Here is a 24495-nt window from a genome sequence, read left to right as displayed (position 1 = left end):
AAATTGATTAACGCTTTAGTTGCCTACAAAAGTAAACCTGCGCGTATTGTTAGTCAAACAATGCATAAATTTGTATTAGAGTTTGCTGATGGTTCTTCGCGTTCGGTACGAGAAAAAGATTTCCGTTTTATTCACCCTGAATTTGCTCAAGTAAATGATACTTGCGCACATGCAGATATTGCTGTTCTTGAAGATTTTCAAGAAGAAACACTAACATTAGAAGAAATAACACAATGGTTGTTTGACGAATATAGTGCTAAGAATGCTTGGTGCAGTTGTGTTTTAATTGAAGACGGTCTGTATTTTTATTGGCAAAAAGACAAAGTTTTTATACGCCTAACTTCTCAAGTTGAAAGCATCCAAGCTAAACGCAATGCTCAAATTATTGAGACTGAAAGTCTTAAACACTGTGTGGATAATATTGCTAATAATACCTTTGATGAACAAGATTTACCCTATATTGAAGAGATTGAAAAAGTTGCGCTAAATCAATCTAAGCACGCCAATATTTTGGCCAATATTGGTATAGAAAATACGCCTGAATCTGCGTATAAATTGTTATTAAGACTTGACTATTTCAAGCCAAGTTTTAATCCCTATCCAGCGCGTTATGATATTTCTAAGGACGAACAAATTGATGTTAGTATGACACAAGTTGAGCGGGTTGATTTAACGCATTTATCTAGTTATGCAATAGACAATGCTGATTCAAATGATGCTGATGATGCGATTAGTATTGATAGGGATAAGATTTGGATTCATATTGCTGACGTGTCTTTGATTGCTGCTGCTGGTTCTGAGTTGGACGCTTACGCACAAGAACGCGCTTCTAATTTATATTTGCCCGAGCAAATTATTCATATGCTACCTATTTCTGCTACAAAAATGTGCGCATTGGGGCTGGCTGAAACGTCAAATGCTTTGTCGATAGGGTTTACTTTAGAATCAGGTGAGATTGATAATATTGAAGTGATTCATAGTTCAATTAAAGTGACCAATATCAGTTATGATGATGCAGATGGAATGTTAGCGTCTAATGAGCATTTGTCCAAATTACAAAGCATTACAAAGGTGCATAAACAATACAGAGACAATTGTGGCGCAATCAGTTTAAATTTACCCAATGTTGATGTTAGATTTAAGCAAGGTCAAGTGTCAATTACGCCACAAAGATCAAGTCAAAGTCGTGAATTGGTAGCTGAAATGATGGTAATGGCAGGTCGTGTTATTTCGAAATTTGCTACTGATAATGACATTGTTATGCCTTATGCAATTCAAGATGAAGGCGATTTTCCACAAGAAACACTGGATAATAAAGACGCGTTGTCTTTGTCTGAATCGTTTAAAGCCACAAAAAAATTTAAACGACCAGCTACATCCACCAAGCATTTGCCACATTTTGGTCTAGGTCTTAAAGCGTATTTACGTATTACCAGTCCACTTAGAAGGTATCTTGATTTGCTCGCACATCAGCAGCTTAGCTGTTTTATCAAAGGTAAAGACACATTAGGCAAGGAAGATGTTAAAAAGATTATTGGCATTCATAATGCTACCATGTCTAGTGTTGGTAGGGCAGTGCGTTCTAGTAATGACCATTATAAATGCGTCTATCTGCTTGATAATCCATCATGGCAAGGCGAAGGTGTTGTGGTAGATACACGTGGCGATAAAGCGTTATTTATGATCCCTGAACTGGACATGATGACGCAGATTAAGTTTAAAATTTTGCCCAAGCCAGATGAAAAGATAGTGCTAAAGGTGACAACCGTTGATTTAGTTGACTGCCGTGCTAATTTCAAGGCGATTTAATTGATGATTAATTTCAATTGCATTGCCTTGGTTATTTGACCAGTCTCCCAATACGTATCTAGTAAAGTCATCATTAATATGAGTGTCTAATCGGTGTGTGTGTCCGTGAATAAGATTTGCACCAGGGTATTTTTGCATTAGTTGATTGACGGTTGCCGTATTGACATCCATAATCTCGTATGATTTATGTTGTTGAGCTTTAATGCTTTTTTGGCGCAATTGGGTGCTAATTTTTAAGCGTAGTTTCGCCCCAGAATGCAGAAAAATAAATTTGGTGATTGGGTGTTGTAATACGTTCTTTAAACGCTGGTAGGCTTTGTCATCAGTACACAACTCATCGCCATGTGTGAGTACATATTGCTGGTTATTGACTTCAAGTAAATAAGGCGTGTCAATCAAAATACAATTGGTTTGCTTGGCAAAGCCACCACCTAGTAAAAAATCACGATTACCAGCCATGATAAAAATTTTAGTTTTAAGGCTCAGTGTTTTTAATGCCAAAACAACCTTTTGATAATAATTAATTGATAAGTCATCACCCAGCCAAACATTAAACAAATCTCCAAGAATAAAAAGCTGATCAGTCATAACTGCTCGCTCTTGGCAAAACTTAATAAAAAGAAGGGTTTTGTCTGCCTCATCAGCAGCAAGGTGTAAATCTGCTATGATGAGTGCTTGGCTCATTATGAGGTGCTGTATGCCTTATTGACAATAATGGGGTCATTTGGCACGTCACCATGCCCGCCCTTATTGCCAGTAGAAACATGGTTGATTTTGTCAACGATTTCAAAGCCTTCAACAACGCCACCAAATACGCAATAGCCCCAACCATCTTGCCCGGGAAAATCTAAGAATGAGTTATCAGATGTGTTGATAAAGAATTGTGAACTGGCAGAGTGTGGTGCAGAAGTCCTAGCCATAGCCAGTGAATATTTGGTATTTTTTAAGCCATTTTTGGCTTCATTTTCGATGTTAGCCTTGGTATTTTTTTCGCTCATGTCTTTTGTAAAGCCACCACCTTGAATCATAAAATTTTTAATCACACGATGAAAAATAGTGTCGTCATAAAAGCCATCATCCGCATAATCAATAAAGTTCTGTGCACTAACTGGTGCGTTTTTAGTGTCAACGTGAATGTGAATATTGCCCATGTTGGTTTCAAAAATAACCATGTGTTAAAATCCATTTGAAGAAAAAATGTAATTATACGTTAGAATTTCATTAAACAAACTTCACAAAGCTAAACGTTCAAGTATAATTACGTCCTTTTTTAGCCAAGCATATTTAGGATTAGTTATGTACGCAGTTATTAAGACAGGTGGTCAACAATTTAGAGTTGAACAAGGCACAACTTTAAAAATTGAAAAATTAGAGATTGAGTCTGGTAAGACAGTTACTTTTAAAGAGATATTAATGGTTGCCGATGGTGATAATGTTCAAGTGGGTACGCCTTTTGTGCCTAAAGCAACTGTTGAGGCAAAAATTATTTCACAAGGCAAGGGGAAAAAAGTACACATCCTTAAATTCCGTCGCCGTAAACATTCAATGAAACAACAAGGTCATCGCCAGTTGTTTACTGAAATTGAAATTGTTAAAATTAAGGCGTAAAGGAGTAATTTATGGCGCATAAAAAAGCAGGCGGCAGTACTAATAACGGTAGAGACTCTGTATCAAAACGTCTAGGTGTTAAAAGATTTGGTGGTCAAGTTGTGTTAGCTGGTAATATTTTAGTCCGTCAAAGAGGCACTAAATTTCATCCAGGTACTAACGTTCGCAAGGGTAAAGACGACACGTTATTCGCCACAATGAATGGCAGAGTTGTCTTTGCTAAAAAAGGTAAATTTATGCGCCAATATGTTTCGATTGAAACTGCATAATTTCAAGCATCGATATTATTTTTAAAAAGCGCTTTTCGAGCGCTTTTTTATTAATTAAAATATGGCTATCTCGTTTGTTTAAAATTTTATGAAATACGCCATCATATTCCCAGGTCAGGGATCACAATCTTTGGGCATGTTGTCAGAACTTGCTAATCATTATTCCATTGTAAAAGAAACATTTACTGAGGCAAGTGACATGTTGGGCTTTGACCTTTGGGCATTAACACAACAAGACCAAGACGACGCCCTTAATCAAACACAAAATACCCAACCAGCCATGTTGACTGCAGGCTATGCAACTTATTTGGCGCTTACCCATCAACATGATTTATCACCTGTTTGTATGGCGGGGCATAGTTTAGGTGAATATACAGCCTTAGTAGCATCAGGTGCTTTAGGGTTTAGTGATGGCATTAAACTGGTTAGAAAACGTGCAGAATTGATGCAATCAGCAGTGCCTGAAGGGGTGGGTGCAATGGCGGCTATTCTGGGCTTAGAAGACATGGTTGTGGTTAAATTATGCACAGATTATTCAGGTCGTGGTATTGTTGAGGCGGTTAACTTTAATTCATTAGGACAGGTGGTTATTGCAGGCAATAAAGAAGCTGTAGAAGCAGTTTGTCAATTGATGAAAACTGCAGGTGCCAAACGTGCAGTAATATTGCCAGTTAGTGTGCCATCACATTGCTCACTAATGAATGATGCAGCAGCTGAGTTTAAAAACGCTGTAGATGTCGTTCAGTTTAATCAAAGTAGTGTTGATGTGTTGCATAACTTTGATGCACTTAAAGCAACTAACGTGGATGACATAAAAGCCAAATTAGTCGCACAACTACACAGGCCAGTGTTATGGACAAGCACTGTTCAAGCGATGCACAATATGGGTGTTGAAAAATTAATTGAATCTGGCCCAGGCAAGGTACTTACAGGTCTAACAAGAAGAATTGAAAAATCATTAACGGCCAATGCCATATTGGATTCAGCCAGTATAGAAACAACTTTAGAGGAAATCTTATCATGAATAATTTGAAAGGAAAAACCGTATTAGTAACAGGCGCAAGTCGCGGTATTGGTCAAGCAATTGCTTTGGTTTTAGGTGCAGCAGGTGCAACCGTCATTGGCACAGCAACTAGCGATAAAGGCGCAAGTGCAATTAGTACCACATTAAAAGACAATGGGATGATAGGTATAGGCATGACACTTAATGTGACTAATAATGATCAAATTGCTGAGGTAATAAAGTCTATTGTTGGCACTTATGGTGCTATCGATATCTTAGTTAATAATGCAGGTATTACTCGTGATAATCTACTCATGCGTATGAAAGAAGATGAATGGGATGATATTATGAGCACCAACTTGACTTCTGTTTATAAAATGTCAAAAGCCGTATTGCGTGGCATGATGAAGAAAAAAGCAGGTCGCATTATTTCTATTGCTTCTGTTGTAGGTGCTATGGGCAATGCAGGCCAAACTAACTATGCTGCTGCTAAGGCAGGCATCATGGGCTTTACTAAGTCATTGGCTCGTGAAGTGGGTTCTCGTGGCATTACTGTTAATGCAGTTGCGCCTGGTTTTATTGAAACAGATATGACTAATGCATTACCTGAAGAGCAAAGAGTAGCTTTATCTCAGCAAATTCCAATGAGTCGTTTAGGTACAGTTGATGAAGTTGCCAATGCAGTATTGTTTTTAGCAAGTGATGGTGGTGCCTATATCACAGCACAAACATTGCATGTGAATGGCGGCATGTACACGGTTTAAAATTGGTATCATTGCTCAAGGTAATTGATAATAACAAGAGATTATAAGGAATTAAAGACTTAATAATATGAGTGAAGAATTACTACAAAGAGGGCTAAATAAAAAACCTGGAAAAATAGGCAAATGGGATTTTTATAATATTGGTGCAACCTCAATTAGAGCATTAAAAGAAAATATTATTATTCGCAATATTGATTACGGCAAGATATTTGAGCGTAAAAAAGTAGATGGTATTATCGTCTGTCAAAAAGAAGTAATTGCAATTATTGAAAATAAAACACCCAAAGAATTTAATACAAAAGTCAAACAAAACAAAGCAATAAAACAGGAATTGTGGTGGTTGCTAGAAAATTAGATTAACCAATTATTATTGCTACTGACACTTTGCAAACCATTCGGGTTAATGTTAGGAACAGGTCAGGAAATCCTAAATGAAGATAAAAGCGAAGTCACAGACAATTGGAATCCAATAGAAGTAACAACAGACAGTAATTTGGTTAAATTGATTGAAAAAATTATTAGTTCAATTGATGAGAATAATAATCAAATTACCCCTTTAAAGTTTGTTAATCCTACAGATTAAGCCAAACAAATTTGGCAAGATATTTGGAGTGTATCGGGTGCGACACCTAAAAATTGCTTATATACCTTTGTTGAATTGTTTATTTTTAAATATTTAAGTGATTTAAAAGTGTTAAAAAATCGTTACAGTTTTGATTCTTTAATGCTAATGTATGTTGAAAATAATACTGATGATAAGGTTTTGCAATATTACGCAGATAATATTAGAAAAAATATCAAAGACTTATTCCCTCATAATCCAATAGACAACACAACAATTACTAATGGCACTATTTTTGTTAGCAAAGACCAAAAATCAATTTCTGGATACAGTACAGTTTTTAAAAAAGTATTGGAAATTAGAAAATATCAATCATGATTTTAAATCACAATTTTTTGAAAGTTTTTTAAAAGCAAGTATTAGCAAAAAAACTGGGGCAGTTTTTTACACCGCTTAAGGTTATTAGAGGTATTGAGAAAATGGCTACTAATGAAATCAAGGAAGGAGCTGTAATTTGTGATCCAGCGTGTGGTGTTGGAAAATTTTTATTAGAACCAGTTAAAAGTAAATTACCTGATTTATATCAAATTACCGATACAGAAGTTATTCCTAAAATTACTATTAGGGTAGGGGTTTTTGATAAAGATGAACAGAAAACTATTATTTTGGCAAAAGCTAATATGCTGATTTATTTTCTGATTTAATTAAAGAAAACCCACATTTGACTAAAGAGTTTTCTAAGTTATTTAACGAAACTTTTAATCTTAAAACCAATCCTATTTTAGGCACTCTTAGTGAGCCAGTTAAAAATGAATACGATTTAATCTTAACCAATCCACCTTATGTCACTAGTGGTAGTAGCAACCTCAAAGAAGAAATAACATATAAGAAATTTTTAATTTCTGATATTTTTTATATCCAAAGAGGCAACGGAAAATATACAAAAAATTATGCTCATGTCAATCAAGGTTCATATCCTTTATTCTCTGGAAATACTTCAGGAATTTTTGCAAAAAAAGACTTTTGATTACGATGAGCCTTGTTTGAGTTGGGCAATTGATTAGAGGGAAAAGAATTACAAAATCAACCATCAATTCACATAAAGGAAATGTGCCTGTTTATTCATCTTCAAAAGATGAGGGTAGTGTAATGGGGTTTATTGATAAAGATTTTTTAATTGCAGAAAAGTTAAGGTATTGTACTGAAAAATCTGTTCTTTTTAATTTAGATGGTAGTGTTGGATATTGCTTTATAAGAGATGCTAAAGAGTTTAGTTTTATTGATGTGGTTGCTTAAGTTGTGCCTCAAGTTTCTTGCATAGACTTAGATTTTTTAAAAATACAACTAGAAAAGGAAATATTAAAGACAGATGTTAACTATCGAACTAAGTTATATTTCAATAAGATTGCTAGTTACGATATAAGAATAAAAATGCCTGTAAATAATGATGGTAGTTTTGATATAAACAAACAAAAAGAAATAGCAGAAAAATATCAAACAAGCAATAGATAATGAACTTATTAAAATAAAAAACTCAACGATTGAGTTATAAATTATGATTGTCTAAAAATGAAAAGAAACTTTACTGTCATTTTTTTTTTGTAAATGGAATTAGATATTTGTTCTGCGACTCTTAAAAAATTGTTGTAATAGATCTTTGCATCGGTCAGCGAAAATGCCGCCTTGAATACTAATTGAATGGTTAAAACATTGACTGCTTGACAAATCTATACACGACCCGCAAACACCTGATTTTTGATCATAAGCACCAAACACGATACGTGATACACGCGCATGCACTATAGCACCTAAGCACATAGCACAAGGCTCCAAGGTAACATATAAGGTTGTATTAGACAGTCGATAGTTGTTTAATTGCTTGCCTGCAGCGCGTAATAATTGTATTTCTGCATGGGCAGTTGGGTCGTTGTTTGAAATAGGTTGGTTGTGTGCACTAACAATTAATTGATTGTTTTGTATTAAAATCGCACCAACAGGCACCTCACCTACTTCTTGTGCTTGTTTTGCTTGTTCAATAGCAAGCATCATCCACTGTATATCAGTCGATGTGTTTATTCCCATTCAATGGTTGCTGGTGGCTTACCAGAAACATCATAAACCACACGTGAAATACGAGAAATTTCATTCATGATTCGGTTAGACACCAAATCTAGAAAATCATACGGCAATCTTGCCCAGCGAGCTGTCATAAAATCAATGGTTTTAACAGCACGTAGTGCAATAACGTAGTCATAACGACGTTCATCCCCAGTAACGCCGACTGATTTAATGGGTAGGAATACAGCAAAGGCTTGGTTGACTGTGTCGTATAAATCGTTTTTATACAACTCATCTATGAAAATAGCATCAGCTTGCCTTAAAATATCGGCGTATTCTTGTTTCACTTGCCCTAGGATACGCACACCTAGCCCAGGGCCTGGGAATGGATGGCGATAAAGCATATGTGGCGGAATACCGAGCTTAACGCCAATTTTGCGCACTTCGTCTTTGAACAATTCTTTAAGAGGCTCCACCAATTTGAATTGTAAATCGTCTGGTAAGCCACCAACATTATGGTGTGATTTAATGACTTTGGCTTTGCCAGATTTTGCGCCTGCTGATTCAATAACATCAGGGTAAATCGTACCTTGGGCTAAAAATTGAATGTTGTCGAGTTTTTTAGCTTCTTCTTCAAACACTTCAATAAATGCACGGCCGATAATTTTGCGTTTTACCTCAGGCTCATCTTCATTTGATAGGGCATTATAGAATTTTTCCTGAGCATTAGCACGTATGACTTTCACACCCATATTTTGCGCAAAGGTTTGCATAACTTCATCCCCTTCGTTGAGGCGTAAGAGACCATTATCAACAAATACACAAGTAAGCTGTTCACCCACCGCTTGTTGCAAAAGTATGGCAACTACTGAGGAATCCACACCACCAGATAGCCCTAATAAGACATTAGCATCACCAATTTGATCTTTAAGGCTTTGTACTAATTCAGTGATGATATTATCCGTTGTCCAGTTTTTTTCACACTGACAAATACCGCTGATAAAGCGTTCTAAAATGTGTTCACCCTGTTTGGTATGAGTAACCTCTGGATGAAATTGTAAGCCATAATAATGTTTTTCTACATTGGCAAATCCTGCTATATCACAGTTATCTGTAGAAGCAATCAGTTTAAATCCATCTGGTAATTGTTCTACTTCAATTCCGTGGCTCATCCATACATCTAATAAACCATGACCTTCATCACTAATACCACTGAGTAGTGGCGAGTGGTTTCGAACACGAACTTTGGCAAAACCATACTCATGTTTGTTGGCTGAAGTGGCACGACCACCAAGTTGTATCGCCATGGTTTGCATGCCATAACAAATGCCCAGTATCGGTACGTTGAGATCAAATACAATACTTGGCGCTCTGGCAGAGTTATCAAGTGTTACTGTGTCAGGTCCGCCTGAAAGAATGATGCCTTTAGGATTGAATTTTTTAATAAAGCCACTACCTACATCATAGGGAAATAATTCACAATAAACGCCAATTTCACGCACACGACGGGCAATAAGTTGGGTATATTGAGAGCCAAAATCAAGAATAAGGATTCTATCAAAGTGAATATTGTTCATCATGGTGTCAACGCTAAATAATTCTATTTTAAGACGACTATTTTAATGAAAATTTTAGACCGCTACATTGTTAAAACCATGGCCTTTTACACATTAGCCGTTATGCTGGTTTGGCTAGGTATTTATGCGTTTTTTAACTTTCTTGAAGAAGTTAAGTTTATAGGACAAGCTGATTACACGGTATTCGAAGCGACAAAATACGTGATTTCAGATATCCCTGCAGTGATGTATTCGCATTCATCAGTTATTATTTTACTAGGTTCGCTTTTGGCATTAGGCCATCTGGCATCTACTTCTCAGTTGGTTGTTATTAGAAGTGCAGGTGTATCAATCATGCAAATTTCAAATATTGTTGTTCGGGCTGCGCTGGTGTTTATTGCAATTGTTATTGTTATAGGTGAGCTGATTGCACCAATAACGACTGAGTATGCAGAAGGTTCGCGCGCTAGAGCACTAGGGCAAAATACGACGTTTAAGAATCAACAAGGATTTTGGCTGAAAGACAGTGGGCTTTTTATCCATGTTAAGAAAAATTTTGATGGTAAATCGTTCCAAGATGTCACCCTTATTAAATTACGAACGCCAGATACGTTGGATTCTATCGTACATTCTGATAGCGCTACTTCTAATGGGGATAACTTAGAACTTGGTCAGTCAGTCCGTTATCAGTTAGGTAAGAATGGTAACTTGATAACGTTTTCTGAAAATCATTTTGAGAAATATAGTGTCCAGGTGTCGTTTAATCAAAAATTGATAGAAAGCCTTAAAAAAGACCCACGTGAACTATCCACTTGGCATCTTTATCAACAAATACGTTTTTTAACAATTAATCATCTTACTGCTGATGTTTTTGAGGTCGAAATATATAAGCGTCTTATGAAGCCCATTACTTTGATTGCGATGATATTATTTTCAATGTTGTTCGTTTTTGGTTCACTGCGCGATGCATCACTTGGTAAAAAGATTTCCTTAGGCTTGATGATGAGCTTGTTTTTTGAGTTAGCCTCGCGTATTGGCGGTGTATTATCACTTAGGTTTGACTATAATCACTTCTTGAGTGCCTCAATACCAACATTAGTGGTGTTGGTTCTTGTGTGGGCATTATTAAAGAAAAAATCAGCAACTTAGTTATGACCAAGACACTAGTACAAACTTCAAAACCAAAGTTAAAAAACCAAATAAATTTCAAGTATTGTTGCTAAATGATGATTACACAACCATGGAATTTGTGATTGATGTGCTTGTGCAATTTTTTTCCAAAAGCGAAGAGGCGACTCAAGCAATTATGCTTAAAATTCACATAGAGGGAGGGGGAGAGGGAATTTGCACGTAAAAATGAACAACCATTAATGTGCGTATTGCGTGAGTTGGAGATATAATAAAACCATGATTGAGACAGGATTACAACAAGAGATTAATTATGTTATGACTCAAGCGCGCAATAATCGCTTGGAGTTTGTAACGGTTGAGCATTTTCTTTTAGCATTACTTAATATTGATGAAGTGGTCACGTTTTTAAGAAATAAGCAGGTTGATATCGATGAATTTAAAAATGAATTAGAAGGTTATATTGATTCACATACATCACTCATTGCGCTTGATTCTAATATTGATATTGTGCCAACAGTAGGCTTTCAACGTGTTTTACAACGCAGTGTTTATCAGGCGCAATCCGCACAAAGAAATACGGTATATGCAATGAATGTATTGGTGAGTATTTTTTCTGAAAAGGAGTCTCATGCGGTTTATTTGCTAAAACTTAATAGTATTTCACGCCTAGATGCCATGGGAGGCATTTTAAATAGAGTGCCAGAATCTATTACAAGTGAGCCAAAAATTGAACTAGACAAGAAAAAACCCAAACAATCCTCATTGGCAACTTATACAATAAACCTATGTGAAAAAGCTAAATCTGGGCAAATAGACCCCCTACTTGGCAGAGAGGAGGGAGTTATTCGCACAGTGCAAGTGTTATCCAGACGCCGTAAAAATAATCCATTGTTTGTTGGTCTTGCTGGTGTTGGTAAAACAGCCGTTGCACAAGGCATTGCTTTGAAAATTGTTGAAGGAAAAGTGCCAGACGTTTTAAAGAAAGCTAGTATTTATTCATTAGATATTGGCGTGCTTATTGCAGGTACAAAATATCGAGGTGATTTTGAAAAACGCCTTAAAGCAGCACTAACAGATTTAGAAAAAATTCCTCAGGCTATTTTGTTTATTGACGAAATTCATACATTAATTGGTGCAGATAGTGTTTCTGGTGGCTCATTAGATGCCTCTAATTTGTTAAAACCTGCTTTGGCTGACGGCACACTTAGGTGCATGGGGCCAACCACTTATGAAGAATATCGGAAAGTGTTTGAGAAAGATCATGCGCTGTCACGTCGTTTTCAAAAAATTGATATTGATAAGCCTTCGGTGGCAGATACTGTCAAAATTTTACAAGGTCTTAAAAAATATTACCAAAAGCATCATAAGGTTAAATATTCAGCAGCAGCATTAAGCTCTGCTGCTAAATTGTCCCATCGTTATATGAATGATCGTCTCGTCGCTTGCCAGATAAAGCCATTGATGTGATTGATGAAGCAGATGCTTATCAACAGATTCAGCCTAAATCAAAACGTAAAATTAATATTGGCGCGGGTGATATTGAAAATATTATTGCTAAATTAGCACGTATTCCGTCTAAACAAGTGACTAATGATGATAAATCTTTACTTAAAAACTTAGAATCAGAACTTAAATTGGGCGTGTTTGGACAAGATCGTGCACTGAGTAGCTTGTCTACGGCGATTAAGTTGTTACGCTCAGGTTTGGCGCAAGTTGATAAGCCAATGGGGTCTTTTCTTTTTGCAGGTCCAACAGGAGTGGGTAAAACAGAAATTTGCAAGCAATTGGCTCGAATTATGGGCGTTAAGTTGTTGTGTTTTGATATGAGCGAGTATGGAGAGCGTCACTCAATTTCCAAACTCATTGGCTCGCCACCAGGCTATGTGGGCTATGATGAAGGTGGCTTGTTGACTGAAGCAGTTAATGCCAATCCGTATGCTGTGCTACTGCCTGATGAGATTGAAAAAGCCCACATGGATATTTTTAATCTATTACTGCAAGCCATGGATAACGGCAAGATGACTGATGCTAATGGTCGAGAGATTGACTTTAGAAATATAATTTTGGTGATGACATCAAATGCTGGTGCACAAAGTATTCAACGTACGTCAATGGGTTTTAGTGAGCAAGACCATTCACTGGATTATGAAACTGAATTGAAGAAATTATGCACACCAGAATTTAGAAATCGCTTATCAGAAGTTATTTATTTTAATGCACTTAACGAGCAAACTATTGTTTATGTGGTGAACAAATTCTTATTTGAATTAGGAGAAGCATTAGGGAATAAACAAGTTTCACTCATTGTGTCTGACACTGCTCGAAAATGGTTTGCAAAGCATGGTTATGATGCCAAGATAGGTGCACGACCTATGGCACGCCTGATTGAAAAAGAAGTCCGTAAGCCGCTAGCAGATGAGCTACTGTTTGGTAAATTAATCAATGGTGGCTTGGTGAAAGTTGGTGTTAAAAAAGATAAAATTACCCTTGCAATACAATCGTGATGCAAAATATTTTCTAATTAAAGATGAGGATTTTAATTAGTAATGACGATGGTTACCAAGCCCAAGGTATTGTGCAACTCGCCCAATCTTTAGCGCAAGAACACGACGTTATTGTAGTTGCACCTAGTGAAAATAAATCAGCTGCCAGTAGTTCGCTTACACTTGATAAGCCTTTAAGACCAATTCAGATATCAAATAATGTTTATAGTATTGACGCAACGCCAAGTGATTGTGTGCATTTGGCTTTATGTGGTTTTTTAAATGAAAAAATTGATTTGGTGGTGACAGGGATTAATTTTGGCGCTAATTTGGGTGATGATGTGATTTATTCAGGCACCGTTGCTGGCGCGATAGAGGGGCGATTTTTAGGCTTACCATCAGTGGCGATATCACTAGCAAGTTGGGAAGGTCGGCATTTTGAGACGGCAGGTGTTATCGCCAAACAATTAATTAGCCAAATATCTCATGCTCAGTTGTCACACGATACTGTGCTGAATGTCAATGTACCGGATGTGGCTTTGAATGATATTAAAGGGTTTCAAACAACGCGCTTAGGAAAACGCCATATGTCAGAGCAAAGTGTTGCTGATAAAGACGACCCAGCCCTGTACTGGATTGGTGAAAACGGTAAAGAGGCCGATAATGGCGTAGGCACAGATTTTCATGCCATTGCTAATCATTATGTGTCAGTCACCCCTTTGCAAATTGATCTGACTAAATATAATGAGATTGATACGGTGTCAGAATGGCTAAATCAAATCAAATAATGACAACCTTATTTGTTTGGTTAGTTTTAGTATTACTAGATCTTTTTGTTGTTCGTGAAATGGATAATTGGGATATTAAACGCGTTGTGGTTAACTTTGGCTTGTCGTCTTTGACGATGCTATCACTGTTGTTTATTTTAAAACCTCTCATTACAAAATCTAGCGCTAGTAAAAATATTGTCCTTGTATTAATAGTATTACCAGTATTGGTGCAAATGTCTCATTTTGAGGTTTATAAAAATTTCACACATCCAGTTTTGGCTTTTATGCTTTTGCAGAAGATTCTTGGATGACGCAGTTCAATTTACTTAAATCTATGATTATCTTGAGCGTTGTTTATTGGTCTATTAATCTTTCACCTTGATAGGTTTTGATATAGGTAATATCACCAACCCAATGCGTATTAATTGATTGCTGCTCAAACACACGATTTAATAGGTTTTTTGCCTTTTTAAACATCAATCTAGTATTAGGGTAATAATGACGCTTTCTTGGGCGTATGGCAACTACATTGGCTTTTTTCATTAGCGTTGCAGTTTGGTAAATACCAATGTTATAACCTTGGTTATTCAAAACTACTCGCATTCTGCGTTTGCCATAGGTGTATCCAACTTCAATAGCAGTTTGTTTGATTAATTTAATCATAGCGTTGGTGTTGTTGTTTACTCGCTTATCTTTGACTTGATAGTAATAACTACTGTGAGGAAGTTTGAGTAATGCTCATAATTCTTTAGTATTGTATTGTTGGCAAGCCTTGTTTATCTTGATAATCATATCACTTGGTGATTGTCCACAGCGAACAAGGCTGTTGCCTTTTTTAAGATTTCATTGTCCCTTTGTGCGCGCCAAAGTTGTTTCTCAAGCAGTTGTATTGTTTGTTGTTCAGAAGTCAGCGCTTTGCCTGACTCTGGTGTTTGTCCACCAAGCTCTGCTAGGTATTGTTTTCTCCATCTGCTAACTGCTGAGGAGCAAGCTCCTGATATTATCATGATTTTTTTTATTGGTGTAATTCTCATGCACCATGAGTTTGGCATAATCTAGTGTTCCCCCCTCAAGGGGGTATTGAACAGAATGTTCAACGGTAAAAGTCACTCGTTGTTTTCTTGATTTATATTGTGTCATTACTGACCTCCTTATGGTTTGTATTATAAGGCTATCTTTGTGTCCAAGTAGGTTAGAGCATTGCACACTCACCGAAACCCTACATTTCCCTAAATCATGCCTTCATTGTGAAGATCCGCCACTGAATCAAACGTTCTAATGATTGAATAACTCGTCTTGCTGGCATGGACAAGTCCACATCAATATTCAAGCCTTCCCGATTGTAATCATCGACAACATTAAAAGTTCTAATGTGCCTGCCATCAGTGAGTGAGTCTGACATAAAATCCATTGACCAAGTTTGGTTAATAGTTGTTGGCACACTCAGTGCTTCGGGTTTATCTCTTTTGATTCTTCTTCTTGGCTTGATTCTTAGATTGAGCTCCAGTTCTTGGTAAATGCGATACACTCGTTTATGGTTAAATTTGTAGTCTTTAACATTACGTAGATATAAATAGCACAGTTTAAAACCCCAACGCTTGTGCGTTGCGGTTAAGCGCAGTAGACAATCGGCAATTAAAGCATTGTCATCACTGAGTTTTGGTTGATAATAATAAGTGCTTTTACTAATGCTACAAACTTCGTAAATAAGTTTGATACTTGTGTTCTTATTTTGTTCATTGATGTTTAAAGCCATCCTCACGCCACTGGGATGGCTTTAGAACTTTTTTGCTAAGGCATCCTTTGTAATTTGCAGTTTCAACTCACTCTCAGCATACATACGCTTGAATTGAGCATTTTCTGATTCTAGCTCTTTTAAGCGTTTAACCATAGAGACAAAATCTGTATCACCGTATTTAGATCTCCATTTGTAAAATGTGGCTTGAGACATTGCGTATTCACGGCATAGATCAGCCACAGATATGCCTGATTGGTTTTGTTTGAGTATGTTGACTATTTATAACTCTGTATATCTTGATTTTTTCATGTGAAAACTCCTTATTTTTTATTATAGAATTTTCTACTTTAGAATGGTGGTTTTTTGGGGTATTACATTTCATCAAGTGGACGATTACGCCATTCAAATTTGTAAACTACGCTTTTTTATCAGCCTCACCATTGAACAAAAACCAAATAACAATAAAGACAGCAATTATGGCGTCAAAGCTCTGCCAAATTTAGAAACTAAGTTTATTGTGGCAGATACTTTATTGCCTTTGGGTGAAATAGAGTTGCCGAAAATGGGTTTATTTGATATGGGTATTCAAGGTTTACAGAAGAAGTTATTTGAAGTTAGACACCACTATTTTTCTGCCAAAACCTTAACAACTAAACGCAAACATAAAGAAGAGGGGTAAAGAGCTACGACAACAAGCCCTAAAAAGATTACAAGAATCAGGCATTGGTCCAGTAGTAGAAGTGAGTATGAAGAAGGTGGTTGATTGGGATTTATACAATCAAAATTTGCAATCTGATCGGTTTGATCCAGAATGGATGTTCGGGGTTAAAGATGGTTTTGAGAATGCTATTGTTGACTCAAGTATTTTATTCTTGCACAATGAACATGGTAACAATATTACTAAAGCAGTAGATATAGATCGCTTGCCTGTCAAAACATTTCCACCGTTAGATAAATTGTGGGAAAATTGCATGCAAAAAATGAAAAACCTTAGAGTATTTTGTCAACTATTGAACAATTAATTATGCAAAAAATGGAAATAGCCGGTACACCATTAATAGATTGGAATATTAGTATTTATCGAGGAGTAACAACAGGGTTTAACAAAGCATTTATCATTGATAATGATACTAAACAAGCATTATGCAAGGCCGACCCAAAATCTACCGAGATTATGTAAGCCAATTCTTAAGTTAAGCGCTATCAAGTAGAATGGAACAAATTATGGTTGACATATGCAAGAAAAGGTATTCAAATAGAACGATACTTAGCTGTTTATCAGCATTTATTACTTCACAAAGAAAGTTTATCTAAAAAAGCTGGAACCAATCAATGGTACGAATTACAAGCCAGTCTTAGTGATGAGTTTAATATGCAATTTTCTAAAGATAAAGTCATATGGATTGAATTAGTTAATAACGCCCGTTTTTTTATGATAATAGTGGTGTATATTGTGAAGCAACTACATTTATGATGGCAGGATAAAATTTAAAATACATTCTTGCAGTTCTTAATTCAAAATTAATTTATTGGTTTTTTAATAATATTGCACTTACATCTGGAATGGGGACATTACGCTGGAAAAAGACTTACATCAATATGATACCAATTCCTAAAATTTCGGACTCAATGAAGCAGCCTTTTATAGTTCTAATAAATAAAATACTAATCAGTAAAAAGCAAAATAAAGATACTAACTATTTAGAAAATGAAATTAATAAAATGGTTTATGATTTATATCAACTTAGTGCACTAGAAATTAAATTAATCTCATCATTGGTTAATTTATAAAGTCGGTAAACCATAACATCAATTTTCCTTTCAAGGATATCTGTGTCTTTGTTTTTTATTTTTGACTATAATAATTTTATTTATTAGGACTATAAAAGGCTGTTGTGTATTTTCTGGAATTTGTAAAACAGAAATTTGCTCCACTGAAAATTTCTTCCATTGCATAAGACCCATTCCAGTAGTTGAAGCAATATTTTTCATTGCCCATGTAATAATATTATTACTCCTTTTACAATGGAACAACAAATAATGTTCCATTTATCTTTACAAAATGGTCGGAAGTCTCAAAAAATCAATAACATAATCTATCATTCATTGGCTGAAAATACTTGGTTAGCCTATCAAAAAGGGTAGGGTGGCGATGTTTTGAGGCATATTGTCGTCAGACTAAACAAACGTCTTTACCTGAAAGCGTTGAAACAGTTGTTGGTTTTTTGGTGTATTTAAGTAGCAATCCAAGCCTATCAAGCAATAAACCCCTATCAATAGGCGCGATTATTTTGTATCGTTCAGCCGTACAAAAAGTTCACCAACTATCAAATTATCAATCACTCACTAACGACCCTAAAGTAAGCCAAATTATTGTAGGACTTAAAAGAATGTTAGGTATTGCACCTAAACGAGTTAGTGCGCTAAGAAATTTTCACATTGAACAAATGTTAAAAAAGCAGTAATACTCCTATAGGCGTAAGAAATGCAGTAATTTTAGTTTTGGGTTTTGCAGCCGCATTAAGGCGTAGTGAAATATGCCAGTTAAAGTATGGAGATATTGAGATTATTAAGGCTACAAAACAAACAAAAATACGCATGACTATTATTATTAGAAAATCAAAAACAGACCAAGAAAGCAAGGGACAAAAAATAGCAATTGTGGAGGGGGGGGGTTGAAGCCTATTTCGGTTTTGCTAAAATGGCTAGAAGTTTCTAAAATCGAAAATAGTTATTTATTTCAAAGCCTATTCAAAGGAGGTAGATTGAGAGGTAATAAAATGCACCATTCTGACATTCCAAGGATTGTAAAACACTATAGTTCTTTAATTGGATTGGATTCTAGTAATATATCAGGACATTTTTTAAGGGCAGGTTTTGTTACCAGTGCTGTAGCACACGGTGCTAGGCTAGATAAAATTATGGAAACTACTCGACATAAATCCCCTCAAACTGTTTTATACTACATGAGAGATAAAGATTTATTTGACGACCATGCAGGCGTAGGATTTTTATAAGCATAAAACCCAAATAGAATGAACAGAGCAAACTTGCAACCCTACCACGGGCTGTACTAAAGTTTCTGTTGGGTGTAAGCATTGTTACATTAAAATAATGGCAAACTTTTAAATAATAAACTTTATCAAAATTACCCTGAATTTAATACGCCATTAATTCAACCGAGATAGAACATATTATCGGCTCTATCAACTAAATATAGGACTATATTCAGGGTAAAATTTTAGTTTTCAATAATGACAGCCATTAGATTATGATTGAATATATCCCAGGTTTGGCAGGTGTTCCTGCGACAGAATCTTCCATTTCTTCTATTGATGGGAAAAATGGTATTTTGGCTTATCGTGGCTACTCAATCGAGGACTTGGTTAAATACGCCTCTTTTGAAGAAGTATCTATGCTGCTTCGAGATGGAGAGCTGCCAGACAAAAACAAACTAGACAACTTTAAAAATGTTTTACACAAACGTTATGAAGTAAAGCGTAATATCCGTTCTATGATGTGGTCTTTGCCTACCAATGGACATCCAATGGATGTTTTACAAACCGCTATTGCTGCTATGGCGACGTTCTATCCTGATGCAGGTGCACAAAACCCTGACTCTGTCTATACACAAAGCGCACTGACTAAAATCATTTCTAACATGAGTACTTTGGTGGCAATGTGGGCGCGTATTAGTGCTGGTTATGATCCTATTCCACCTAGCAAAGGAATGTCATACGCTAAGAACTTTTTATATATGTCGTTTGGGGAAGAGCCTGATGATGATATTGTCAAGCTTTTTGATGCTTGCTTAATTCTACATGCAGAACATACCATTAATGCCTCAACTTTTTCTGCCATGGTAACTGCCTCCACGCTTACCAATCCCTTTGCTTCAATTTCAGCTGCGGTTGGTACTTTAGCAGGCTCCTTACATGGTGGTGCAAATGAAGATGTGCTTAAAATGTTGGATGACATTGGTGATGCTAAAAATGCGCGTGGTTATATTAAAAACCGCTTAAAAAACAAACAAGTCATTTGGGGTATGGGGCACAGAGAATATAGTGTTAAAGACCCTCGTGCAAGTATTTTACAAGCCATGATTGAAGCTTATGTCAAAAAATCCAACATGCGCCTTTCTAAACGCTTTGAAACTATATTAGAGGTCGAAAGAATTTGTGAAGAATTACTATCAAGCAAAGGTGTTTATCCAAATGTAGATTTTTACTCAGGCATTTTATACGCCGAAATTTTGAAAATTCCACCAACACACTTTACGCCTATTTTTGCCATGGCTCGTTCTGCTGGCTGGGCAGCTCATTGGCACGAACAAGTTGGACACAATCGCATTTTTAGACCCACACAAATCTACACAGGGGCTGATTTTAGAGATTATCCTAAAAAATAATCATGGAAAATACCACGCATTTTGGATTCAAGCAGGTTGCCACAAACGATAAACAAAGTTTGGTTAGGGATGTTTTTAACTCTGTCGCAAGTAAATATGACTTAATGAACGATATCTTGTCCTTTGGTGCGCACCGTCTTTGGAAGCGTTATACGATTGCTTCAAGTAACGTTAAGGCTGGCGACAAAGTACTAGACATTGCTGGTGGTACGGGTGATTTAGCCATTAAATTTAGGAAAAAAGTGGGTGATAATGGGCAGGTCATATTAAGTGATATTAACGCCGCTATGCTGAATGAGGGTCGTAAGAACTTAATCAACAAAGGTGTTTTTGGCGTTGAATTTGTGCAACTCAATGCGCAATGCCTACCCTTTGGTAACAATACATTTGATTGTGTCAGCATTGCTTTTGGCCTTAGAAACGTGACTGATAAAGACCAAGCACTCAAAGAAATGTATCGTATTTTGAAGCCTGGTGGCTGTTTGTTAATTTTAGAGTTTTCAACAATCGATTCTGCATTATTAAAAAAATTCTACGACTTTTATTCATTCAATATTATGCCAAAACTTGGTGGTATTATTGCTGATGACGAGGCTTCGTATCAATATTTAGCTGAATCAATCCGCAAACATCCAAACCAAGAAACCCTTAAAGACATGGTGCTAGATGCAGGCTTTTATTTTTGCGAATATCATAATTTATCAGGTGGCATTGTTGCCTTGCATAAAGGCATTAAAGTATAAAATCCGATGCAGCTGTTTGCAATTTTCTGGCATAAGCAAACCGTTATCCTTGAGCAGGCGTTAAACTGCTTAATTATTAATGGCGAAGTTGACATAAGCGCGCTTAATGGCAAAACGATTGGCGTTTCTTTGCAAGACTTACTATTGGATGTACACTTTGTATGTGCCAATGACCGAGTATTTGTTTTGTCCGTCACTGACAAACCCACAGACGTTGATATTAAGCTCAAATCTATGGTGTTTATATCTTTACTTCATGGTGAAGACCTAGCTGAACTGCTTAGACAAGATAAAATTAGTATTCATGGTGATGTTAAAACCGCTCAATTATTGGTTGATTTACTAAAAGAAGTTGATATTGACCTAGAAGAAATAGCATCAAAATACACAGGCGATATAATTGCTAACCAATTTGGAAAACTAACGAAAAAACTCAACCCCGCCAGCATGGAATCAAACAACCCACTTGAGATAATTAAAAACGGACTGTCTACCTTGTTAATCAGTCCAACTAAATCTGAACGATACAAATATAAAAACAGTTAGCCATGCACAGCCTTCTAAGATTTATTAAAATTTCTCGTGTTTTGATGCGCTATCGCCTTGATTCCTTGGTGCTATCAACACCACTACTGAAAAGTTTCAAGCCTTTGGTGTATCTCATTCCTTGGCATTACTTTCCCGTTAAAAAATACACGCGAGGCGAGCGTATTCGCATAGCACTAGAAGAACTAGGCCCTATATTTATCAAATTTGGGCAAACACTTTCTACTAGGCGTGATTTGCTGCCAGAGGATATTGGCAATGAATTAGCAAAATTACAAGACAACTGCCCCGCTTTTGACCCAATAAAGGCCAAGCAAATTATTGAACAATCACTAGGCGCGCCCACTGAAAATTTATTTAAACGCTTTGATATTGAGCCTCTAGCCTCAGCCTCAATTGCCCAAGTGCACACTGCACTAACAAATGATGACCATGAAGTGGTGGTTAAGGTGGTCAGGCCAGATATCAATAAAGCCATCAAGCGTGATATTAAACTAATGTACGCCTTAGCAAGGCTATTTAATAAACATCCGATTAGTAAAAAACTACGCCCTATAGAGATTGTGGCAGAGTTTGAAGGCATTATCCTAAATGAGCTAGACATGCGCATTGAGGCCAAAAACTGTTCAAGAATTGGCGAAAATTTTAAAAATTCAAACCTGCTTTACATTCCAAAAGTTTACTCAAGCTTATGTCATAAGAACATTCTAACTACTGAGCGCATTCATGGCATTCCAGTAGGTGACATCAAACAACTAAAAGCCAATCATATCGACATGAAACGATTGGCAGAAGAAGGTGTGATTATTTTCTTCACTCAGGTTTTTAAGCATAATTTTTTCCATGCTGATATGCACCCTGGTAATATTTTTGTCAATACTAATGGACAATATATAGGGGTTGACTTTGGTATCATGGGTACGCTTACCGAGGCTGACAAAGACTTTCTAGCGGATATTTTTCTGGCTTTTTTTAACCAAGATTACAAAAAAGTAGCACAAACCTACATTGACTCTGGCTGGATAGGTCCAGCAACAGACATATCCGCCTTTGAAGCCGCTGTTAAAAGAATTTGCGAACCCATGTTTGAAAAGCCCCTAGGGAAAATCTCTTTTGGCCAGGTGTTGCTTGAGCTTATTCAAGAAGCTAAAAATTTTGACATCACTATTCAACCGCAACTGTTATTATTAGACAAAACCTTGTTAAATATTGAAGGACTTGGCAGGCAGTTATATCCACAACTTGATTTATGGACAACCGCAAAACCGTTTTTAGAAGATTTAGTTAAAGAGAAATATAGCGTGAAAAATACCTTTGAAAAAATAAAAGACCAAGTGCCACAACTCCTAAAAGACATGCCAGAGTTACCTGCCCTGACTATTAACGCACTCAAACAATTAAACAAAATGAAAGACATGGGGCGTCTTTATGCTCAGCAAACCGATAGTATTGTTAACCAACTCAAAGACAATGCAAATAGGCAAACCTCTGCTATTTTTGCTGGCGCTTTGGCTATTCTTAGCGGTGTTTTAGCGGTTAATGCGTTTTGGCTGACAAGTTTGCTCAGTAGTATTGTTGCTTTAATATTTTGGCTTAAGTCTAGATAGACAGTTTTTCTAATTCAAATATAGAAACTTGTTGTTTTACTTTTAGCTGGGTTTTCGGGTAAAATAATCCCTTAATATATTTGGTCGCAAAATATATCTTTTATATAGTAGCGCCCGTTGCGGTGTTTTTTTATTTTTTTGGAGTATCAACATGAGTTTAACAATTAGCGCTTTAACAAGAGACGATCAAGGTAAAGGTGCGAGCCGCCGCCTACGTCGCAATCATAAAATCCCTGCTATTGTTTATGGCGTTGGCAAAGCCCCTAGTAATATCACCTTAGATGTTTTTGAAATTACCCACCTATTAGAAAACGAGGAGTCTTACACTTCAGTACTTGATTTAATGATTGATAAGAAAAAAAAAGCAGTTATTATTAAAGATTTACAACGTCATCCTGCTAAAAACATCATCACTCATGTTGACTTTCTGCGCATTAACTTAAAACAAGCAATTGTCACTAGCATCCCTCTACACTTTAATGGCGAGGAAAATAACGAAGCAATGCGTCTAGGTGCAATTCTTAACCAATTTGTTACTTCAGTTGAGGTTTCTTGCCTGCCAACAGACTTGCCTCACGCTATTGATGTAGACATCAGCAACCTTACAATGGGCGAACATATTAGTTTGACAGGTCTTAACATGCCAAAAGGCGTGGTTATTACCGCACTAACACATGGCGATATTGAAGCACACGATCAAAGCGTTGTTGCCGTTCAAGAGCCTAGAAAAATGGCCGAAATTGAAGAAGAAGCGCCTATTATTGCTGAAGACGCTGAAGATGAAAATACCGAGAACAGTGACACTGATAAAGATAAACCAGATTCATAATTTAAACCGAAACCAACATGACGATAAGACTGATTGTCGGTCTGGGCAATCCAGGCAAAGGCTATCAGTCTTATCGTCATAACGTGGGTTTCTGGTTCTGTGAGGCTTTAGCTCACCTATATACTGGTCATTTTAAAAAAGAAGCTAAGTTTTTGGGCGAAGTTGCCCAGATTAATATACCCGGCTGCAGCGTTAGACTGCTCAAGCCCACTACATTTATGAATTGTTCGGGACAATCTATTCAGAGTATTGCTAATTTTTATCAAATTAATGCCGATGAAATATTGGTTGTACATGATGAACTAGACATCAGCCCTGGCATTGCAAAAATTAAATCAGGTGGTGGTCATGGCGGACATAATGGCTTAAGAGACACTATTAAAGCCTTGGATACTAAGGCGTTTCACCGACTAAGAATTGGCATAGGTCACCCAGATGATAAATCACAAGTGGCTAACTTTGTACTACACGCACCCAGTAAGGGCGAATTAGAAAAAATACAAGACGCTTTGAGTGATTCGCTGCAAGTCATTGAAGGTATGATTAAAGGCAACTTTGACAAGGTCATGAAAACTTTACACACAAAAGAATAAGTAATTTAAAGGGATGAT

General features: G+C 36.5%; 38 protein-coding genes and 3 pseudogenes. 32 read left to right on the top strand and 9 right to left on the bottom strand.

Annotated features, from left to right (window positions below):
• Positions 1–3 precede the first annotated feature (3 nt).
• The gene (locus tag CVFO_RS08250) at positions 4–1809 is read left to right on the top strand and encodes an RNB domain-containing ribonuclease (RefSeq protein WP_201339533.1); all 1806 of its coding nucleotides are present in this window, start codon (positions 4–6) and stop codon (positions 1807–1809) included.
• Here the strand turns inward: CVFO_RS08250 and CVFO_RS08245 are convergent.
• Both CVFO_RS08245 and CVFO_RS08240 read right to left on the bottom strand, forming a co-directional pair.
• The gene (locus CVFO_RS08245) at positions 1774–2493 is read right to left on the bottom strand and encodes a UDP-2,3-diacylglucosamine diphosphatase (protein ID WP_201339532.1); all 720 of its coding nucleotides are present in this window, start codon (positions 2491–2493) and stop codon (positions 1774–1776) included. The genes CVFO_RS08250 and CVFO_RS08245 overlap by 36 nt on opposite strands.
• Positions 2493–2981 (bottom strand): peptidylprolyl isomerase, encoded by a 489-nt coding sequence (locus tag CVFO_RS08240; RefSeq protein WP_201339531.1) that lies wholly within the window; start codon positions 2979–2981, stop codon positions 2493–2495. The genes CVFO_RS08245 and CVFO_RS08240 overlap by 1 nt, the downstream gene beginning before the upstream one ends.
• Positions 2982–3105: 124 nt before the next feature.
• On the opposite strand from CVFO_RS08240, the gene rplU reads away from it, so the two are divergent.
• The 11 genes from rplU (at position 3106) to CVFO_RS08205 (ending at position 7527) form a co-directional block, all read left to right on the top strand.
• Positions 3106–3417, top strand: a complete 312-nt coding sequence (gene rplU / locus CVFO_RS08235; RefSeq protein WP_201339530.1) for a 50S ribosomal protein L21 — start codon at positions 3106–3108, stop codon at positions 3415–3417.
• Positions 3418–3428: 11 nt separating this feature from the next.
• Positions 3429–3686, top strand: a complete 258-nt coding sequence (gene rpmA, locus CVFO_RS08230) for a 50S ribosomal protein L27 (protein WP_201339529.1) — start codon at positions 3429–3431, stop codon at positions 3684–3686.
• Between the two features lie 88 nt (positions 3687–3774).
• Complete coding sequence (gene fabD / locus CVFO_RS08225; RefSeq protein WP_201339528.1) at positions 3775–4710, top strand: ACP S-malonyltransferase; 936 nt, start codon at positions 3775–3777, stop codon at positions 4708–4710.
• The gene (gene fabG, locus CVFO_RS08220; protein ID WP_201339527.1) at positions 4707–5453 is read left to right on the top strand and encodes a 3-oxoacyl-ACP reductase FabG; all 747 of its coding nucleotides are present in this window, start codon (positions 4707–4709) and stop codon (positions 5451–5453) included. Before fabD ends, fabG begins: the two co-directional genes overlap by 4 nt.
• Positions 5454–5520: 67 nt before the next feature.
• Complete coding sequence (locus CVFO_RS08930; RefSeq protein ID WP_225879261.1) at positions 5521–5808, top strand: hypothetical protein; 288 nt, start codon at positions 5521–5523, stop codon at positions 5806–5808.
• Positions 5809–5856: 48 nt separating this feature from the next.
• A complete protein-coding gene (locus CVFO_RS08925) occupies positions 5857–6036 on the top strand; it encodes a hypothetical protein (protein WP_225879260.1) in 180 nt (59 codons plus the stop codon).
• A gap of 108 nt (positions 6037–6144) precedes the next feature.
• Entirely contained in the window at positions 6145–6393 is a 249-nt protein-coding gene (locus tag CVFO_RS08920) for a hypothetical protein (protein ID WP_225879259.1), read from the top strand.
• A 101-nt stretch (positions 6394–6494) separates the two neighbouring features.
• Positions 6495–6719 carry a DNA methyltransferase family protein gene (locus CVFO_RS08915; RefSeq protein WP_245394581.1) on the top strand — a complete coding sequence of 75 codons (225 nt, stop codon included), beginning with the start codon at positions 6495–6497 and terminating at the stop codon, positions 6717–6719.
• Between the two features lie 17 nt (positions 6720–6736).
• Complete coding sequence (locus CVFO_RS08910; RefSeq protein ID WP_225879258.1) at positions 6737–7042, top strand: restriction endonuclease subunit S domain-containing protein; 306 nt, start codon at positions 6737–6739, stop codon at positions 7040–7042.
• 29 nt (positions 7043–7071) lie between these two features.
• A complete protein-coding gene (locus tag CVFO_RS08210) occupies positions 7072–7311 on the top strand; it encodes a restriction endonuclease subunit S (protein ID WP_201339526.1) in 240 nt (79 codons plus the stop codon).
• A 3-nt stretch (positions 7312–7314) separates the two neighbouring features.
• Positions 7315–7527, top strand: a complete 213-nt coding sequence (locus CVFO_RS08205) for a hypothetical protein (RefSeq protein WP_201339525.1) — start codon at positions 7315–7317, stop codon at positions 7525–7527.
• 99 nt (positions 7528–7626) lie between these two features.
• Here the strand turns inward: CVFO_RS08205 and tadA are convergent, their stop codons facing one another.
• Positions 7627–8097 carry a tRNA adenosine(34) deaminase TadA gene (tadA, locus tag CVFO_RS08200; protein ID WP_201339524.1) on the bottom strand — a complete coding sequence of 157 codons (471 nt, stop codon included), beginning with the start codon at positions 8095–8097 and terminating at the stop codon, positions 7627–7629.
• Positions 8088–9650: a glutamine-hydrolyzing GMP synthase gene (gene guaA / locus CVFO_RS08195; RefSeq protein ID WP_201339523.1), complete on the bottom strand. Its 1563-nt coding sequence runs from the start codon at positions 9648–9650 to the stop codon at positions 8088–8090. Before guaA ends, tadA begins: the two co-directional genes overlap by 10 nt.
• Before the next feature lie 45 nt (positions 9651–9695).
• Between guaA and lptG the strand changes: the two genes are divergently transcribed.
• The 5 genes and pseudogenes from lptG (at position 9696) to CVFO_RS08170 (ending at position 14324) form a co-directional block, all read left to right on the top strand.
• The gene (lptG, locus tag CVFO_RS08190; protein WP_201339522.1) at positions 9696–10778 is read left to right on the top strand and encodes an LPS export ABC transporter permease LptG; all 1083 of its coding nucleotides are present in this window, start codon (positions 9696–9698) and stop codon (positions 10776–10778) included.
• Between the two features lie 91 nt (positions 10779–10869).
• Positions 10870–10983 carry an ATP-dependent Clp protease adaptor ClpS gene (locus tag CVFO_RS08185; RefSeq protein WP_245394580.1) on the top strand — a complete coding sequence of 38 codons (114 nt, stop codon included), beginning with the start codon at positions 10870–10872 and terminating at the stop codon, positions 10981–10983.
• Positions 10984–11036: 53 nt separating this feature from the next.
• Positions 11037–13264: pseudogene (locus tag CVFO_RS08180) on the top strand (AAA family ATPase).
• Positions 13265–13287: 23 nt separating this feature from the next.
• Positions 13288–14031, top strand: coding sequence for a 5'/3'-nucleotidase SurE (gene surE, locus CVFO_RS08175; protein ID WP_201339521.1), 744 nt, complete (start codon positions 13288–13290; stop codon positions 14029–14031).
• Positions 14010–14324 carry a hypothetical protein gene (locus CVFO_RS08170; protein WP_201339520.1) on the top strand — a complete coding sequence of 105 codons (315 nt, stop codon included), beginning with the start codon at positions 14010–14012 and terminating at the stop codon, positions 14322–14324. Before surE ends, CVFO_RS08170 begins: the two co-directional genes overlap by 22 nt.
• A gap of 43 nt (positions 14325–14367) precedes the next feature.
• Here CVFO_RS08170 and CVFO_RS08165 read toward each other — a convergent pair whose 3' ends face one another.
• From CVFO_RS08165 to CVFO_RS08150, 4 genes and pseudogenes are all read right to left on the bottom strand, one after another.
• Positions 14368–14676 carry an IS3 family transposase gene (locus CVFO_RS08165; RefSeq protein ID WP_201339519.1) on the bottom strand — a complete coding sequence of 103 codons (309 nt, stop codon included), beginning with the start codon at positions 14674–14676 and terminating at the stop codon, positions 14368–14370.
• Positions 14677–14801: 125 nt separating this feature from the next.
• On the bottom strand, positions 14802–15047 hold the full coding sequence (locus CVFO_RS08160; RefSeq protein WP_201338905.1) for a transposase: 246 nt from the start codon (positions 15045–15047) through the stop codon (positions 14802–14804).
• The gene (locus CVFO_RS08155; protein WP_201339518.1) at positions 14986–15153 is read right to left on the bottom strand and encodes a hypothetical protein; all 168 of its coding nucleotides are present in this window, start codon (positions 15151–15153) and stop codon (positions 14986–14988) included. The genes CVFO_RS08160 and CVFO_RS08155 overlap by 62 nt, the downstream gene beginning before the upstream one ends.
• A 115-nt stretch (positions 15154–15268) precedes the next feature.
• Positions 15269–16030, bottom strand: a pseudogene (locus tag CVFO_RS08150) (transposase); the annotation flags it as partial.
• 73 nt (positions 16031–16103) lie between these two features.
• On the opposite strand from CVFO_RS08150, the gene CVFO_RS08140 reads away from it, so the two are divergent.
• The 5 genes from CVFO_RS08140 (at position 16104) to CVFO_RS09560 (ending at position 17542) form a co-directional block, all read left to right on the top strand.
• Positions 16104–16430: a hypothetical protein gene (locus CVFO_RS08140; RefSeq protein ID WP_201339517.1), complete on the top strand. Its 327-nt coding sequence runs from the start codon at positions 16104–16106 to the stop codon at positions 16428–16430.
• 67 nt (positions 16431–16497) lie between these two features.
• Entirely contained in the window at positions 16498–16773 is a 276-nt protein-coding gene (locus tag CVFO_RS08135) for a hypothetical protein (RefSeq protein WP_201339516.1), read from the top strand.
• Between the two features lie 11 nt (positions 16774–16784).
• Positions 16785–16931 (top strand): hypothetical protein, encoded by a 147-nt coding sequence (locus CVFO_RS08130; RefSeq protein ID WP_201339515.1) that lies wholly within the window; start codon positions 16785–16787, stop codon positions 16929–16931.
• A 48-nt stretch (positions 16932–16979) separates the two neighbouring features.
• Positions 16980–17225 carry a hypothetical protein gene (locus CVFO_RS08905; RefSeq protein WP_225879256.1) on the top strand — a complete coding sequence of 82 codons (246 nt, stop codon included), beginning with the start codon at positions 16980–16982 and terminating at the stop codon, positions 17223–17225.
• A gap of 23 nt (positions 17226–17248) precedes the next feature.
• Positions 17249–17542, top strand: a complete 294-nt coding sequence (locus CVFO_RS09560) for a hypothetical protein (protein WP_201340448.1) — start codon at positions 17249–17251, stop codon at positions 17540–17542.
• A 30-nt stretch (positions 17543–17572) separates the two neighbouring features.
• Here the strand turns inward: CVFO_RS09560 and CVFO_RS08900 are convergent, their stop codons facing one another.
• Positions 17573–17743 carry a hypothetical protein gene (locus CVFO_RS08900; RefSeq protein WP_225879255.1) on the bottom strand — a complete coding sequence of 57 codons (171 nt, stop codon included), beginning with the start codon at positions 17741–17743 and terminating at the stop codon, positions 17573–17575.
• Positions 17744–18042: 299 nt separating this feature from the next.
• On the opposite strand from CVFO_RS08900, the gene CVFO_RS08120 reads away from it, so the two are divergent.
• The 10 genes and pseudogenes from CVFO_RS08120 to pth all read left to right on the top strand — a co-directional run bounded on the left by CVFO_RS08120 (position 18043) and on the right by pth (position 24477).
• On the top strand, positions 18043–18216 hold the full coding sequence (locus CVFO_RS08120) for a hypothetical protein (protein ID WP_201339514.1): 174 nt from the start codon (positions 18043–18045) through the stop codon (positions 18214–18216).
• A 37-nt stretch (positions 18217–18253) separates the two neighbouring features.
• Positions 18254–18430 (top strand): site-specific integrase, encoded by a 177-nt coding sequence (locus tag CVFO_RS08115; protein ID WP_201339513.1) that lies wholly within the window; start codon positions 18254–18256, stop codon positions 18428–18430.
• Positions 18427–18768, top strand: a complete 342-nt coding sequence (locus CVFO_RS08110) for a tyrosine-type recombinase/integrase (protein WP_201339512.1) — start codon at positions 18427–18429, stop codon at positions 18766–18768. Before CVFO_RS08115 ends, CVFO_RS08110 begins: the two co-directional genes overlap by 4 nt.
• 22 nt (positions 18769–18790) lie before the next feature.
• Positions 18791–18871: pseudogene (locus CVFO_RS08105) on the top strand (DUF5131 family protein); the annotation flags it as partial.
• Positions 18872–19022: 151 nt separating this feature from the next.
• Positions 19023–20159 (top strand): citrate synthase, encoded by a 1137-nt coding sequence (locus CVFO_RS08100; RefSeq protein WP_201339511.1) that lies wholly within the window; start codon positions 19023–19025, stop codon positions 20157–20159.
• A 2-nt stretch (positions 20160–20161) separates the two neighbouring features.
• Complete coding sequence (gene ubiE / locus CVFO_RS08095; protein ID WP_201339510.1) at positions 20162–20902, top strand: bifunctional demethylmenaquinone methyltransferase/2-methoxy-6-polyprenyl-1,4-benzoquinol methylase UbiE; 741 nt, start codon at positions 20162–20164, stop codon at positions 20900–20902.
• Between the two features lie 6 nt (positions 20903–20908).
• Positions 20909–21448, top strand: coding sequence for an SCP2 sterol-binding domain-containing protein (locus tag CVFO_RS08090; RefSeq protein ID WP_201339509.1), 540 nt, complete (start codon positions 20909–20911; stop codon positions 21446–21448).
• A gap of 2 nt (positions 21449–21450) precedes the next feature.
• Positions 21451–23055, top strand: a complete 1605-nt coding sequence (gene ubiB / locus CVFO_RS08085; protein ID WP_201339508.1) for a ubiquinone biosynthesis regulatory protein kinase UbiB — start codon at positions 21451–21453, stop codon at positions 23053–23055.
• A 151-nt stretch (positions 23056–23206) separates the two neighbouring features.
• On the top strand, positions 23207–23884 hold the full coding sequence (locus CVFO_RS08080) for a 50S ribosomal protein L25/general stress protein Ctc (RefSeq protein ID WP_201339507.1): 678 nt from the start codon (positions 23207–23209) through the stop codon (positions 23882–23884).
• A gap of 17 nt (positions 23885–23901) precedes the next feature.
• Positions 23902–24477: an aminoacyl-tRNA hydrolase gene (gene pth / locus CVFO_RS08075; protein ID WP_201339506.1), complete on the top strand. Its 576-nt coding sequence runs from the start codon at positions 23902–23904 to the stop codon at positions 24475–24477.
• Positions 24478–24495 lie beyond the last annotated feature (18 nt).

The organism is Isorropodon fossajaponicum endosymbiont JTNG4, from assembly GCF_016592615.1.
Taxonomy (GTDB): Bacteria; Pseudomonadota; Gammaproteobacteria; order PS1; family Pseudothioglobaceae; genus Ruthia.
Note: the sequence above shows the minus strand (reverse complement) of the source record. Positions and strands in the feature narration are given on the sequence as shown.